General features: G+C 57.2%; 11 protein-coding genes and 1 pseudogene. 4 read left to right on the top strand and 8 right to left on the bottom strand.

The window, feature by feature from the left end; translation table 11 throughout:
• Positions 1–443: 443 nt before the first annotated feature.
• Complete coding sequence (locus EN738_RS00405; RefSeq protein ID WP_127281965.1) at positions 444–1301, top strand: universal stress protein; 858 nt, start codon at positions 444–446, stop codon at positions 1299–1301.
• A gap of 229 nt (positions 1302–1530) precedes the next feature.
• Here EN738_RS00405 and EN738_RS00400 read toward each other — a convergent pair whose 3' ends face one another.
• Positions 1531–1794, bottom strand: coding sequence for an XRE family transcriptional regulator (locus EN738_RS00400; protein WP_245494267.1), 264 nt, complete (start codon positions 1792–1794; stop codon positions 1531–1533).
• 147 nt (positions 1795–1941) lie between these two features.
• Here EN738_RS00400 and EN738_RS00395 point away from each other — a divergent pair, with 147 nt between their 5' ends.
• Positions 1942–2199 (top strand): hypothetical protein, encoded by a 258-nt coding sequence (locus tag EN738_RS00395; RefSeq protein WP_127281963.1) that lies wholly within the window; start codon positions 1942–1944, stop codon positions 2197–2199.
• Here the strand turns inward: EN738_RS00395 and EN738_RS00390 are convergent.
• The 6 genes and pseudogenes from EN738_RS00390 to EN738_RS00365 all read right to left on the bottom strand — a co-directional run.
• Positions 2196–3281 (bottom strand): annotated as a pseudogene (locus EN738_RS00390) (sorbosone dehydrogenase family protein); the annotation flags it as partial. The gene EN738_RS00395 and the pseudogene EN738_RS00390 sit on opposite strands and share 4 nt — an antisense overlap.
• A 275-nt stretch (positions 3282–3556) precedes the next feature.
• Complete coding sequence (locus tag EN738_RS00385; protein WP_127281962.1) at positions 3557–4864, bottom strand: LLM class flavin-dependent oxidoreductase; 1308 nt, start codon at positions 4862–4864, stop codon at positions 3557–3559.
• Between the two features lie 478 nt (positions 4865–5342).
• Positions 5343–6197, bottom strand: a complete 855-nt coding sequence (locus EN738_RS00380) for an ABC transporter permease (protein WP_127281961.1) — start codon at positions 6195–6197, stop codon at positions 5343–5345.
• An 8-nt stretch (positions 6198–6205) separates the two neighbouring features.
• Complete coding sequence (locus EN738_RS00375) at positions 6206–7117, bottom strand: ABC transporter permease (RefSeq protein ID WP_127281960.1); 912 nt, start codon at positions 7115–7117, stop codon at positions 6206–6208.
• A gap of 24 nt (positions 7118–7141) precedes the next feature.
• Positions 7142–8230, bottom strand: a complete 1089-nt coding sequence (locus tag EN738_RS00370; RefSeq protein ID WP_348629067.1) for an ABC transporter ATP-binding protein — start codon at positions 8228–8230, stop codon at positions 7142–7144.
• A 75-nt stretch (positions 8231–8305) separates the two neighbouring features.
• The gene (locus EN738_RS00365; protein WP_189605683.1) at positions 8306–9436 is read right to left on the bottom strand and encodes an extracellular solute-binding protein; all 1131 of its coding nucleotides are present in this window, start codon (positions 9434–9436) and stop codon (positions 8306–8308) included.
• 741 nt (positions 9437–10177) lie between these two features.
• On the opposite strand from EN738_RS00365, the gene EN738_RS36730 reads away from it, so the two are divergent.
• Positions 10178–11548 (top strand): GMC family oxidoreductase N-terminal domain-containing protein, encoded by a 1371-nt coding sequence (locus tag EN738_RS36730; RefSeq protein WP_127281958.1) that lies wholly within the window; start codon positions 10178–10180, stop codon positions 11546–11548.
• A gap of 334 nt (positions 11549–11882) precedes the next feature.
• Here EN738_RS36730 and EN738_RS00350 read toward each other — a convergent pair whose 3' ends face one another.
• On the bottom strand, positions 11883–13187 hold the full coding sequence (locus tag EN738_RS00350; RefSeq protein WP_189605679.1) for an NAD(P)/FAD-dependent oxidoreductase: 1305 nt from the start codon (positions 13185–13187) through the stop codon (positions 11883–11885).
• 304 nt (positions 13188–13491) lie between these two features.
• Between EN738_RS00350 and EN738_RS00345 the strand changes: the two genes are divergently transcribed.
• Complete coding sequence (locus tag EN738_RS00345) at positions 13492–14751, top strand: FAD-dependent oxidoreductase (RefSeq protein WP_127281956.1); 1260 nt, start codon at positions 13492–13494, stop codon at positions 14749–14751.
• Positions 14752–14939: the final 188 nt, after the last annotated feature.

Below are 14939 nucleotides of genomic sequence, written 5' to 3'. Positions count from 1 at the left end.
TTTCTGCTGGCTCAGCCGCCATCAAAATGGCGGACAGGCGAGTTCGGAAATTGATCCCAGGTGCGCCAAAGCCTTGGAGCCCTGCTGATCCTCACATGTCGATTTAGTTTTGCCCCCTCGGCTCGGGGCGCATTGGCAGCCGGGCCGGGGGTTACGATCCCGCGATGGGGCAAACCCGGAAAAGAAAATCACGACGGATTTTGGCTGCGGTGTTCATAGAGGTATAGTTGGTGAAGCAATGCGTGAAGTCAAGGCGGACAATGACAGGCTCAGCCGCAAAACCTGCCGTCCAAGGATTTCTGAAGCGGCACCTTGCAGCATTGTGGAGCCGGCGCCTTGGATGACTCGCCGGACAAGCGAGACCATCGTCAACTAAGATCATTGCCCCAAGTCTCCCGAAGGAAGGCCGTTGTGATCGGACGGACGAGGAACACGGAGCTGCCATGAAAATCCTTGCGGCGACAGATTTTTCCACCCGTTCACAACGGGCCTTGCGGCGGGCCGGCCTTCTGGCCCGGAACGTTGCTGCGGAACTCACGCTCGTCCATGTCGTCGACGACGACCAACCCTCAGCTATAGTCGGGCTCGAAAGCCGGGAGGCCCAAAGATATCTTGCAGAACAAATGACCTCGATCGCCGAGTTGAAGGGACTCCAATGTGATTCCGCAGTCGTGACCGGGAATCCGTTCAGCGGAATTTTGAATGCGGCCGAGGCGCGCGCGGTTGATCTCATTGTCATGGGCGCGCACCGTAAGCAGTTGCTCCGCGATGTTTTTGTGGGAACGACGATCGAACGTGTGATCCGTACCGGACCATTCCCGGTGCTGATGGTGAATGCGGAGGTAAAGCATTCCTACAAGAAAGTAATGGCCGCCGTGGATATGTCCGAGCCATCCGCGCGCGCAATAAGCACGGCGAAGGAAACGGGGCTGATAGGCGACGCCAGTCTTTCGCTGGTCCATGGGTTCGATGCCTTCGCCAAGGGAAAAATGTCAAATGCTGGAATAGGCAAGGACGAGCTAGCGCGCTACGTGGCGACCGAACGTTTGCAGGTAGGGAGGGAACTGGTCGCGTTTCTGGAAGCGAACGACTTTGGCGTCGACAACTGGTCGCTGAATATTAGGGAAGGCGGCCCGGTCGAAGCGATCATGGAGGCAATTAACGAGGTGGCGCCCGATCTTCTGGTGATCGGAACGCATGGCCGTTCGGGCGTCATCAAGGTACTTCTGGGAAGCGTGACAGAAAGCGTTCTGCGTTCGGTCGACGTGGATGTCTTTGCGGTACCGCCTATCCGAAATTGATCAAGGTCTGCGTGGATGATCGTCGGTGTTCGTCTTGGGAGTCCGGGGTCGCCACGAAGGGGCGGGACGCCATCGTTGCCCTCGCTGCGGTCCCGGTGAAGGGTCGCGCCATGCGTTTCCTCCAAACCACCCACGTTGCGCGGAAGACTGTTGGACCTGGAAATAGCTGCGGGCTCGCTGATTTCGTTTACATCGCCTCGCGCGGTACCGTCGGGACCCAACCCGGGATCTATGGAACCGCATCCGTCCCGACGATGCCCCCCTCATTCTCGAGAACGCTGATCCGCCTGACTTCGGAGCGGTTGAGTTTCAGGCGAACCCCGATACCGCCGCCGTTCTCAGCAATGAAAAAGGCGCCGGCGCCTTCGAGCGCGATTTGGAGACTGTTACAGACTTCGGAGTCGGGGAGGGTGATCCGACGTTCGAATTCCTCGATGGCCAACGCATCCACGCCTGAATTGCTGGCGAGCTTTTCGCGGGTCCATTCGACCAACGCGCGAGCAGCGCGGCATTGAACACCAAGATCCCCTTTCAGACGCTTTAGGGAGCGACATCGCTGTCTGCCGAAAGCCGGTTACGCTCCGGCGCGATGGCTCGACCCGTCAAAAATGGATATCGAGTCCGAAAAAGGGAAGGGCGGATGCCGTTCGCCGATGTTGCGCTACTGTCTGGACGGGACTTCCAAGCAGACACCTACTTTCTGAGCTGCTCATCAGCAAGACGGCTTAACGGTTTCGAGATTTTTCGCATCCTGGCGGACCGGATCCGGGCTCACGACTGCTTTGCGCCTCATCTCGGCGGTACAGGTAAGATTTGCTATGCCCGAAAGCAGTCATTGTATTCGAAGGCGCTCGAGATCGCGCTTACAGAAAAAGCGGTCAGAAAGGCACTGCGCTAACGCCCCTTCGCTCGGCTGACCCGCCAGATGACGTTACCAACATCGTCGGCGACGAGAAGTGCGCCGGCCCGATCGACAGCAACGCCGACCGGACGGCCCATCGCCTTGCCATCATGTCCGAGGAAGCCGGTCAGCACATCCTTCGGCGGCCCGCTCGGTCTACCGTCGCGGAACGGCACGTAGATCACCTTATAGCCGCTGTGTACCCTTCTATTCCGTGAGCCATGCTGGCCAACGAAAGCGCCGTTGCCATAGGCCGTGCCGAGCGACGTGCGGCTGGAGAAGGCCAGTCCTAGAGAGGCGGTATGGGAGCCGAGCGCATAGTCGGGCTTGACCGCCTCCGCCACAAGATCAGGGCGCTGCGGCTTGACGCGTTCGTCGACGTTCTGCCCATAATAGCTATAGGGCCAGCCATAGAAAGCACCGCTGCGAACAGAAGTGATGTAATCTGGCACGAGATCATCGCCAATCTCGTCACGCTCGTTTACGGCGACCCAAAGCTCGCCGGTTTCAGGATTCCAGGAGAGCCCGTTCGGGTTGCGCAGCCCGGACGCGAAAACCCGGGTGCTGCGGCTAGACCGATCCACCTCAAGGACGGCGGCGCGGTTCTTCTCCGCGGCGATGCCATTTTCTCCAGCGTTGCTGTTGGAGCCAACGGTGACATAGAGTTTGCGTCCGTCGGGACTTGCGATCACGTCCTTAGTCCAATGATGGTTGATGTCTCCGGCCGGCAAGTCGATGATTTTTTCCGGCGGCGCGGTTATTCGGGTCTGGCCATTGGAGTAGGGGAAAGCGACGAGCGCGTCGGTCTCCGCGACATAGAGCTTGCCTTTGGAAAGCGTCATGCCGAAGGGCGAATTGAGGCCTTCCACAAAAATTCTGCGCACATCCGCGACGCGGTCGCCATTGGTGTCGCGCAGGAGCGTGATGCGGTTAGCGCTGATGGTCGCAGCGCCGGCTCGCTTCATGGCCTGGTTCATGAAGAGCTTTCTGAGGCTGAACCCGTCGTCATGCTTCGCAGGTGCATTGGTTTCGGCAACAAGCACATCTCCGTTGGGGAGCACGTGCAGCCAGCGCGGATGGTGAGATAGCGCCGCTCTCAATATTGCCAGTGAGACATCTCAGGCGGCGCAACGGCCTGGTTGCCGAAGGTGCACATCCATGGGCGCGGTCACACCCTAGCCGCAAGTGTTGGAACGTGCTGGTCGCGCCTTCTGGCCGCTGGTTCGGGCAGGCTGGTAACCGTCATTGGTCGAGGGGATGACAGGGGTTGAGCGTTGAACTGCGTTTGAGCTGATAAGGCGTAGGCAAACGCCTTTATCCTCGGTTCGAGGAAGCGGATAGGGGCCTCGTCTCATCAACTCCGCAAATGATCCCGGAATGTGAGACCCCTGTAGTCCGTTCGGAAGATTCCTCGGCGTTGAAGTTCCGGGACGACGCCGTCCACGAACTGCACATAGGACGAGGGGGTAAGTGAAGGACATACGATAAAACCGTCACAGGCTTCGCTTTCGAACAAATTCTGCATATGGTCCGCAACCGTCTTTGGTGTTCCCACAAGCTGTGGGTTCATTTGGCTGACACCCCAGGCTCGGCCAGCATCGCGCAGCGTCTTGCCTTCTGATCCCTGTAGGATCACGTCTAGCATTCCTCTCGGGCCCTGTGTGATCTCCATGTCCTCCAGCGGTTTGTCGAGAGGATAATTAGACAGATCGACGCCGATAGAGTTCGAGATCCCGGCGACGCCAAGCTCCGGGCTGACCAGAGAATTGAGATAATCTGCCTTTTCGTGCGCAATCGCCTCGGTTTCCCCGATGACAACGTCAACCGAGGGGAGGATGGCGCAATGGGAAGGATCCCGGCCATGGTTAACAACTCTGCCCTTAACGTCGTCGTAAAACGCCTTCATGTGCTTCTTGCTGGAGTGTATGGCGAAAATGACTTCTGCCCATCTACCCGCAAATTCCCGACCGCGGTCCGATGCGCCGGCTTGCATAATCACCGGCGAACCCTGCGGGCAACGTGGTGTGGTGAGTGGCCCGCGCGTGCTGACGTACTTCCCGCGATAATTTACGTGATGAACTTTTGAGGGATCGGCGTAGATTGCCTTTTCTCGGTCCAGGATGAAGGCATCAGCCTCCCAACTGTCCCAGAGAGCATGAGTCGCTTCGAGTACCTCGTCTCCTTGGTCGTACCTAAGAGACTTTTCCAGAAGCCTTTCGAAGCCAAAATTCTTGGCTTCATTGTCGTTGGCGGAGGTCACAACATTCCATCCCGCCCTGCCACCGCTGATATGGTCCAGGCTCGCGAACGCCTTTGCAATATGGAACGACGGGTACAAGGACGTCGACATTGTTGCAGCGAGGCCCAGTCGCGAGGTGACACGTGCGATCGTGGCTAACAGTTGCATTGGATCGAGTAGCCAGGTTTGCCCAGGCTGGCGCAAATTCGCGTTGAAATTCCCGCCAAAAACTTCCTCGATCATCTGGACGTCAACGAAAAACATGCCGTCAAATTTTCCCCTCTCCAGGATGCGCGCTATGTTTTCATAGCGCTGGGGGTCTAGCGCATCCAAAGCATCACTTTCGAAGTGCCGCCATGACCCGTTGTGGTGCCACGTTGGCGTAGCGCAGCAATAGCCGATCAGATGCATCTCTTTCGCCATGGCTCTCCTCCATTCCAACACGGACAGCGATTATGCCACCGTACCGGCAAGCACGAATAAGGCAAGGAAAAATCAAAATTTAATTTCAATTTCATGATCTGGTTATCGGCCACGGCGCTCGGCTGTGCCCCATAGGCAGAAGCTAGTCGAATTTGCTTCGTGCCAACCACATTCGTTCGGGTAACCCTAGGGCCGAACGCTGCTGTAGGAGTTGCGCAGGCGGATGGAATATCAGGTGGGCTCTACCAGCGACTGGCCGACGCCGGGGCCGAACACTCGGCATAAAGGATGGCGGATCGTGCGTTGAAAGTCTTCGGACAGAAGCCCGGACTTCCGCTTCATTGACGCGTAGATCGGGCCCGCACACCTGCCCATGTTGCGACTGTCACACATTTGGGCCGCCGGTTAAGCCCCGCCTAGCTCATGGCGCCTGAACCCCAGGAGCACAGCGCTTCGGACCACCGCCGCGGGCGAGGCATTAATAGATTGGCTCGCGCCGCTCTTCCGCCTGCTCCGCGGCCTGCGCTAGACCTTCCAATTTCAGTCGTGTGTCGTGTTCGCGACGCCGAACGATCTCGTATGTGACGCCGCCCGCGACGGCTATCAGGATCATGATAACGGCTAGGGCGTTTATCTGAGGCGTCACCCCAATTCGCACCTGAGACGCAATGTAAATCGTGACGGTCTCGGCATTGCCTCGGGCGAACAGTGGCACGTTAAATGCCTCCAAGGCCTGCAGGAATGCGATCATGGCGCCGACGGCAATCGCAGGACGAAGATGTGGGAGCATAACCATGGTCAAGACTTGCCAGTTGGTCGCCCCCAAATCGAGCGCAGCGTCTTCGAGTGCGCGATCGAAGCTTTGCAGGCGCGCCAACACTAGCAGCATGACGAAGGCTGATATGATCGAAGACACTCCGAGCGTGGTCATGAAGATGCCAGCCGGCACGTTCACACCTCGCCAGAAGATCAGTGTCGAGATACCTACCACCGCTGCTGGCGTCAGGATCGGAGCGGTCATGAGCGCATACAGCAACGCTCGGGACTTCCCCTTCGTGTTATTCAGAACAATCGCTGCGGCCGTGCCGATCGGGACGGAGAGCAAAGTCACTCCGACCGCGAGCATGAGTGTATTCCAGACGGCGATGAGGAGCTGGTGATTCTCCGCCATTTGCGTAAACCAGTGAAGGGTCGATGCCTTCCAGGGCCACACAGACGGAAATCGCGTGTCATTGAACGCCGCCCCTCCGGCAATCAGCAGGGGAAGCAGCAAGAAACCCATGAATAGGGCGACATACCCTACCATCAAATAGTGCGAGTAGGAGCGCTTCATTCCAGAGCCTACCGGGTAATGTCGGCGAGATTAACGCGGAAGAGTTTCATCACCAACGACACAAACAAAAGACAGACAAGCAGAAGGAGGAATGCGTAAGCAGCCGCAGAATTCCAGTCCTGCCCTTCGAACATCGATCGGATAATTATCTCCGTAAACCACCGAGAATTCGGTGACCCAAGCAGGGTTGGTACAAGAACGGAGCCGACGGCAAACATGAAGACCATTGTTGCACCGGAACTTATCCCTGGTTTGGCGTGCGGTATGATGACATTGAGATGAACTTGCCAACTGCGCGCGCCTAGATCCTTCGCTGCCTCTATCTGATTGTTATCCAGGGCCGTCAAGCTATTGTAGATAGGGAAAAACATAAAAAGTATATATGTGTACACCATCCCTATAATTATGCCATTGTAGCCAGAGAGCCAACGCACTTTAGATATGCCCACGGCATCAAGCAATGCGTTCAACGGCCCCTGGTAAGCCAGGATAATGAACCATGCAAAGGTCCTGAGCATCTCGCTGACGAAAAGTGGGATGGCCAGCAGCAAGAAAAGGGTGGGAACATGCCCGGGCGACGCCTTCTTTGCCAAAAAATAGGCTGCCGGGTACGCCAGGGCGAAACAAATAATAGTCACGCCGCAGCTGTAAAATACCGTGATAAGAAACACTTGAACAGCGATGGGAACCATTAGGCCCAGGAACTCGCTGCTCGCGCTCATATCAAACAATGAAAGGTAGTTCGATAACGTATATTTGTCGGAAGTTCCGCCGATTTCGCTCACAGGCAGGTAGAGACGGAAGGACTTCTCAATCATTACGGAGTACGGCACCCACACCAGGGCGAGCAGCCAGAACGCCGTCAAAGTCACCAGAATCGCGGACAGCCCCCATCCGTAACGGCGGACGAAATCAATCATGCTCCGAACTCCTGTTGGCGAGGCTCACTCGACCTTCAGAACCTTCGCAGCATCGGCAGCGAAGGTGAATTTGATCTGCTCGCCAACCGCCGGCAGCATTAGGCCTGGTCGGTTCGTGAACTGGGATGTCAGATGGGCGCCGCGTTCCGTTCGCCCGATGACACTGACCACATTGCCTTCGAATATCACGCTGTTGACGACGACAGGCAGAGTGTTGGTCTGCTCATCGCCTATCTTGATACACTCTGGGCGGATGTAGACTTTCGTTCGAGCTGCGTCGGCCAGATCCGGACCTGCCACGCAGGCAATCGGGCCGTCCGCGGTCATGAAGCATGGCTGGCTCGCGTCGAGCTGCTCAATACGTCCCTCCAGAATGGAATTCTCGCCCACAAACGACGCGACAAATCCGTTGACTGGATCGTTGTAGATTCGTTCGGGAGTGTCCACCTGCTGCAGCCGTCCCTTGGACATCACACCAACGCGATCCGACATTGCCAAGGCTTCATTCTGGTCGTGAGTGATGTAGATGAATGTGACCTTCGTGCGCTCCTGAATTGCGCGCAGTTCGCTACGCATGTGTTGACGAAGCTTCAGGTCAAGCGCCGATAGAGGCTCGTCCAGCAACATCACCTTGGGCTCGACAGCCAGGGCTCGCGCGATCGCAATCCTTTGTTTCTGACCGCCAGACAATTGCGCAATCATCTTCTCGCCTGCATCCGGCAGGTCGACTATCCGGAGCAACTCTTCCGCGCGGCGTCGACGTTCGGCCTTGTCGATCCCTCTCACTTTGAGACCGAATGAGATGTTTTCCCAAACATTCATCAGCGGAAACAGCGCGAGATTCTGGAAGATAAGAGCAGTTGGACGCTTGTTCGGACCAATTCCTCTCATGGGACGCCCGCCAATATTGATGCTCCCCTCAGTCGGTTCGAGGAAGCCGGAAATCGCGCGGAGAATTGTCGTCTTGCCGCATCCGGAGGGGCCGAGGAAGGAGAAGAATTCTCCTGGGCGAATATCAACCGACACGTTATCCACTGCCCTGAATCGCCCAAAGTCCACGCTGACGCGGCTGATCTCGACCCCCTCACTCATATCTTCTTGTCCGAACTTCATGCCGCCATCGCGTCTGAATTAACAAAATATGGGCACCCGTGGAGTTGGGTGCCCAATAGCTCATCATGCCGTCTTTCAGGCGGAACGGAAGCGATCAGAATATTCGCCGCGCAGTTTGATGAACCAGGGCTCCTGAGCCGGCCACCACCACATCTTGGCAACTGCCTCTGGCGGGTAGGCCTTGACGCTGAAGTCCTTGAACGGACCCGTTAGCAGGTCGATCGATCCAGCGGCGCTAGAAAGTCCTTGGTTCGCAACGCCCCAGCGCACACCGTTTTTCGGCCGGGAAATCCACCTTAGATACTCGTAGGCCTGGTCGACATTCTTGGCGCTCTTGCTAAGGACGTAGCCTTGGTTCCATCCGAAAGCCCCCTCCTTCGGAGTGACCCAGCGTACGTTGGTGCCTTGGTCGGCAAGCGAACGTCCGATCGACTCCCAAACCAGACCCACCCGGCAGCCGTTGGTGGCGAAGGCGCCGATGCCCTCGTTGTCGTTCGTCCAGAACTGCGCGACGTTCTTTTTGTGCTTGACCGCTTCTGCGAGGATGACGTCGTATATAGCCCTCATCGAGGCCTCATCCTTGTAGGCGTCGAGATAGGGTTTGGGCAACTTGCCCTCAGCTTCCATCACCCGACCCAGCGCTGCAAGGCCGGAGTAGGGCCGCAGGGTGACCTGGCCTTCGAACTTCGGGTCGAAAAGATCTGCAAGGCTTGCCGAACCGAATTCATGGTCCTCGACGTCGCTCGCGTAAGCCATGCCCTCGCCGCCCCATAGCGCCGACATATAGTAGAGCTTGCCGCCCACATAGGCGCTATCGCCTTCGACAGTCCCGGGCATGCCTTTGGAAGTGTTGGTGAGTTCCAATTTGGCAGGATCGAGCGGCTGCACGATCCCACTGGCGGGATAGACCGGCAGATTGGTTATGGTGGCCTCGACCAGGTCCAGTTCGCCGGGGTTGGCCAGCTTCGCCTGCGCGAGGATGCTGTCGGAGTCAGGTTGGCCGATTTCATTCACCGTGATGCCGGTGTCTGCCTTGAACGCGTCAAAGACGTCCTTGTGCAGGGGAAAACCGGCATAGGTGAGAAGATTGAGCTCACCTGAGGACGCCAGCGCTTTGGAAGAAATGATAGCGGGGGCGGCGAGAAACGCGCCCGTCGCTGCCGCGCCTTTGAGTACGCTGCGTCTGTTTACGATTAGGTTCTTCATTGTTGCTCCATCCTCTGTTGAGTTCATTCCGTTTGCTCGCTGATCGGCACTTTGCCCTCGCGCAGCTTTCGTGGACTGGTCGGACCGGGTTGGCATCGACTGGCGGTGGAACCACAACGATCGGCTTCTAGATTAAACCGACCGTCATTGATCGCGCGCCGCGGCAGGATTGTCTGGAACTCGATCCCATTGTTGCGACCCCGCTGCGTTCTGTTTCGTTATTGTGCAGCACCTAATGCTTGCCACAAGCGCGAGATCGTGGCAACCGTTTTCGGAATATAATTCTATAAATTCTCGAGCGATTGTGATGCTGCGACAGCGTCCGGCACTTCGATCGGCCTCGTATTTGGAGTGCTGATAGCGTGAGACTACCTGCAGTCAGGGCGCTGTCGGATGCAGTGAGGCAGATCGCGGGGCGTCACCAGCTACAACCGCATCGATGGTGTTAATCGCCCATTCTACTGCGGCCATGACTGGCTGCTGTTAAATGGCCTTCGGAGGATGCCGTCATAAACGAAACATACGACATTATAGTCGCTGGCGCTGGCTCGGCCGGTTGCGTGCTTGCAAACTTGCTCTCCGAGAATCCCGGCACCAGAGTGCTGCTTCTTGAGGCCGGTGGGAGCGATTGGAACCCGCTGGTGTCAGTTCCCCTTGGCGCACGCAAGCTGCTCGACTGGGGTTGGTATCAATGGAACGACCAGTCAGAACCGGATCCGGGCTTGAGGGCGTCGGCAACAGGTGCCGCACGGCAAGCTCATAGGTGGAACCTCTTCGATCAACTTCATGGCGCATGTGCGCGGGCACCCCCACGACTACGCCAACTGGGTTAGGTGCGGCGCAACGAGCTGGAGCTACGAGGCCGTGCTGCCATTTTTCCGTCGAAGCGAGCGCTGGCTACTCGGGGCGGATGCGTGGCGTGGAGCCGAAGGACACGTCAGCGTGGAGCCGTCGGCATTGCGTGACCCCATCGCACAAAGCTGGTTCGCGGCAATCGACGCCTCCGGCCAGGGCAGAACGACCGACTACAATGGAGAGAGCCCTGAGGGTTTCGGTCCAATGCAATACTCTGTAGATCACGGTCGCAGAAGTTCTGCTGCCTCGGCATACCTGAAACCGGCGCTATCCCGTCCAAACTTGCGGTTGATAAAACGGGCTACCGTCACTCGAGTGTTGTTCGACGGGCGGCGGGCTGTGGGCGTGGAATACATGCGGGCCGGCCGGAATGTGCAAGCATTATGTTCCGACCGCCTCGTTCTCTCGATGGGGGCGATCAATACCCCGCAAGTCCTTATGCTGTCCGGGGTCGGGCCCGCCAATCATTTGAAGGAGGTTGGGATCGATCCGGTTCTCGATCTCCCGGTTGGCAAGAATCTGGAGGATCATCTCGGCTACTTCCTAGAATGGGAAAGGCGCGACCTCGATCCGTTTCACGCATCGCTTAGGCTCGATCGAATAGCCATCAATATGATGCGGGCATACCTGTTTCGCACAGGGCCTGCGGCGCATCTCCCAGGGTCGATTGGCGGCTTCATTCGATCATCCCCCGACCTTGTCGCGCCCGATCTTCAGTTTCTCATTCCGTTCATTAGCCCTAGTGCGAATGTTTGGCTGCCGTTCCAAAATGTGCGGACACAGGCTGGGTTTGCCGTCAAGGTCCAACTGACATCGCAACGGAGCAGGGGAGAGGTCAAACTCGCTTCTGCCGATTTCCGTACTCGGCCTCAGATCGTCTACAATTCGCTTTCGGATGATCACGATTTAAAGGTGCTGCGAGCGGGCTTCAGGATCGCCCAAGATCTTGGTAACTCCCCAGCGCTGGCAGCCTTTAGAAAAGCCCCGAGAAACCCTAACCGGGTGCTTGAGCAGGACAAGGACATCGACAGCTTCATTCGATCCACGGCAATTCAGCAGTATCATCCAGCCAGCACGTGCGCGATGGGAGGTGACAGTCAAGCTGTCCTTACGAATGAATTGAAGGTCCGCGGAACGGCCAACCTGTTCGTAGTTGATGCCTCTGCCATGCCCCGTCTCATTTCTGGCAATCCCAACATTGTGATCATTATGATGGCCGCGCGTGCTGTCGACCTTTGGAAACAGATGCCCACTTAGGGGAGAAGGACTGCTTGATGGAGACCCGCCACGCGGGCAGCGGTTGTCGCACCAGCTGTGACGCCCGGGCTCCAGTCGATCGCCCCTGTGACGCTGAAGCGAAGACACGTGTCGCCTACGACTCGTACCCTGCGGAGTGGTCCTGCAGGCCAGCTCGAACAGGAATGGCCAGCGACTGTCTGATGTGTTGTGAGCAACCCCAATGAGGCAGGCAACCCATATCCAGCAGCTGGCGGGTTACGGACTGCAAATTGGACGGACGATGCGACTAACGTGTCCTGCACCCGGTTGTACGATTGTGGCAGGGGAGGGAAGCTTTCCCTGAGCGGGTGAGCTAAGCGCCTCGCAGAGCTCGGTCAGCGGCCCGCTGGCCGCTGCGGATGCCACTTTCCATGTGAATGCTGTCGTAGTCGGTACCGGCGAAAGAGACCCCTCTCAGCCGTTCCGCGCTTGCTTTAAAATCCAGCACCTTGCGGTGCATTCCAGGTTCATAACGGGCGAGGCCCCAGTGGTGCCGAACCACCTGCGCCTCTTCGATCGCGGCCGGGAATTCGGGGAAGAAATCCTCCAGGTCTTTCCTCGCCAGTTCGATCAACTCGGTGTCGGAGCGGCCAAACAGCTCGACGACTGCAGGAAATGCCGGCCACGCTGAGATGAGGCCTTTGCCGCTCGGCACAAGATAGGGCGTCTTAGCAGCGTGATTCACCGCCATGTTGAAGGTCGCCTCGCGATACCCATGGCCCATATAGGCGTAGGCCTCACTTTTCACTGGTCGGTCCAAGAAGAAGAAAACCAGTGGCATCGGCGTGTGCGTGAAATTAGATAGGAAACTCTTTTGATACTGAAATTCCTCCGGCAAAGCGGAACCCGCTCCTCCGGCCGTGCATGCCAAGATCACGTGCTTTGCTTTCAAGGCCCTGCCGTCCTCGAGGAGGACGCCGTCGACCGACCCTGAGGTTGTCAGAACAGACTGGACGCGGCTTCCGTATTCAATCCGCAAGTCCTGCGCCATGCGCTGCGGAAGCGACGCAATGCCTCCCCGCAGCCCTAGAATTTTGGTCGTCATCCGAAGGCGCAGCCCGTTGACGATGTAGTACATGCTGATCTTGTCGGGTTTGGAATTCGCCATGGCCCAAGACATCGGTCGCAGCACGAAATCGGTGAAATTCCGTCCGGCCCAGCGCAGCTCCTCGGCGGCGCTGACATTATCGTATTCCGGGATATCCGCACTGAGCTCAAACTGAGAAAAGGGCTTTGCGTAGGTGAAGTATTGGGTCCAGAATCGAGCGAGATCCAAGCTGCCACGAACGCCGATGATTCGAGCGAGATCCATGTTGCTGCCTGATATGCGTGGGCGCCCTCGGCGATCCAGATATTGCAACTTGCGGCCTGTGGGCATGACATCCCCGGTCATTCCATAGTTGGCAATGAGGCCCAGCATCTCCGTATAGTTTGAATGGAGGCCTTGCGCTCCAGCCTCTGCTCGGTCACCATTTCTGCGGATGATACGGGTGATGCGGCCGCCCGGTCGTTCAGTAGCTTCCAACACGAGAACCTTTTGCCCCGCGCGCTGCAATTTGATTGCGGCGGTTAGACCAGCAATCCCTGAACCAACGACGATGGTATCGAAACCGGACACTCGGAAGGCCTCACCTACGACATGAAGTGGAATTTAGTTCCAGAAATCCATGAAAGATGCAACTGTTTATATGGCCCCAACGAGTTTGAAACAGACTTAGTTGCGTTCCCCGTGACGTTGCGGCTACAGCATGGGCCCGGGAGAGCTTGGACGGGCTCCGCATGTCTGATCGCGACCGCTCGTACGCAAATTCCCGTGACTTCAATAACAAAACAAAGTTCCATTTTTGAAACGCCTCGCTTGACGATCTAGTCGCCCTGGCATAATCCAACAGTGCGTCAACCACTCTGGACGATGAACCCCCGTGACGAACTTTCCATACCAGGTGAGCTTCTGGGCTACTGGTGATTTCGAGCCGACCAATCCGCTTGGTGATAGCGACATCAGCGTGGATATCTTAGTCGTCGGCGCGGGATTTGCCGGCATCTCTTCCGCTTACTACCTCAAGAAGGCGGCACCCGACCTGAACATCGCAGTTGTGGAGGCCGAATATGTTGGCTTCGGTCCAAGCGGTCGCAATTTCGGTGGGGTGACGACCGGAATGCGTGAACTGCGTACCTCGTTTATCACCGGCTTCGATCTCGAGGAGGAACGTTTTGCGGCTAGGTACTTCCTTAGGAGCCGCGACGAATTCGAGAAGCGCATCGCGGACGGCGCAGTCGAGTGTGAGTATCGTGACGAACCAATCCTCATGCACGCTCTCGACGCCGAAGCCTGGCAGACGTTGCAGCATGAATCGGAGCTACTCCACCAGCGTGGCACTCCAAACAAGCTCTTGAGCGGCGATGAAGTTCGGCAGGCCCTTCCGGTACCTTATGAGATATATGGCGGAATGGTGCTCACGGCTTGGCGCTCGGTTCAGCCTTTTAAACTTGTGCGAGGTCTCGCTGACCAGCTTCGCGGCATGGGCGTGGCGATCCACGAAGCCACGAAAGTCTCCGATATCAATGATGACGGGTCCAGGGTTTTTGTGACCACAACGGACGGGGGCACAATCAAGGCGAGCAAGGTGGTGCTTGCGACTAATGCTTACACATACCACATGAAGCCATTCAATGAGCTCCTGTTTCCGCGTCAATCCTATGTGGTCGCGACCGTTCCGTTGCAGGATGACGTTTTCCAGAGCCTTGGCCTGAAAGAATTCACTTACATCGAGGACGTCGGAATGACGTTCTATTATGCCAGGGCCTATAAAAATCGCCTGCTTTTTGGAGGCGGCATGCCAACCAAGGGCTTGTTTTCACCATCCACCGTGGACAGGGCGGCAGACACAGACCCGATCGAGTATGAACGTGTCTACGAGGAAATGCAGCGCCGTTTTCCGCAACTCAAGGGAGTTTCGCTTGAAGCTGTATGGTCCGGTCCGATCGACATCACGGAAAACTTCGCGCCAATCATCAGGCCCATGGCCGGAATGCCGAACGTCGTCGCAAATTTCGGTTTCAACGGGGAGGGGCTCTTCGCCGGCAGTCTGTCGGGTAAGATGGTCGTTGGGCAGGTTCTGGGCAGTGGCCATTCGGATCCAGATGCGGAACGAGTTCGCCGGTATCTGAACGGGAACTGAATGCGTCCGCATCCCACCATCCGCTCAAGCCACAAGTGCCATGTCAATTAAAGCTCATGAGCTCCGCCGATGAAGATCAATGCGCCGTCTATGAAGCTAGATATGCTTCTGTGCGGTGTCGAGATTCGGGAACAGCGCCCGGTCATCACGTGCCGGATCGGTTCCTATAACGCGACAACCGAGCTGTC

Source organism: Mesorhizobium sp. M4B.F.Ca.ET.017.02.2.1 (assembly GCF_003998955.1).
Lineage (GTDB): Bacteria > Pseudomonadota > Alphaproteobacteria > Rhizobiales > Rhizobiaceae > Mesorhizobium > Mesorhizobium abyssinicae.
This window is presented reverse-complemented; position numbering and strand designations above follow the sequence as displayed.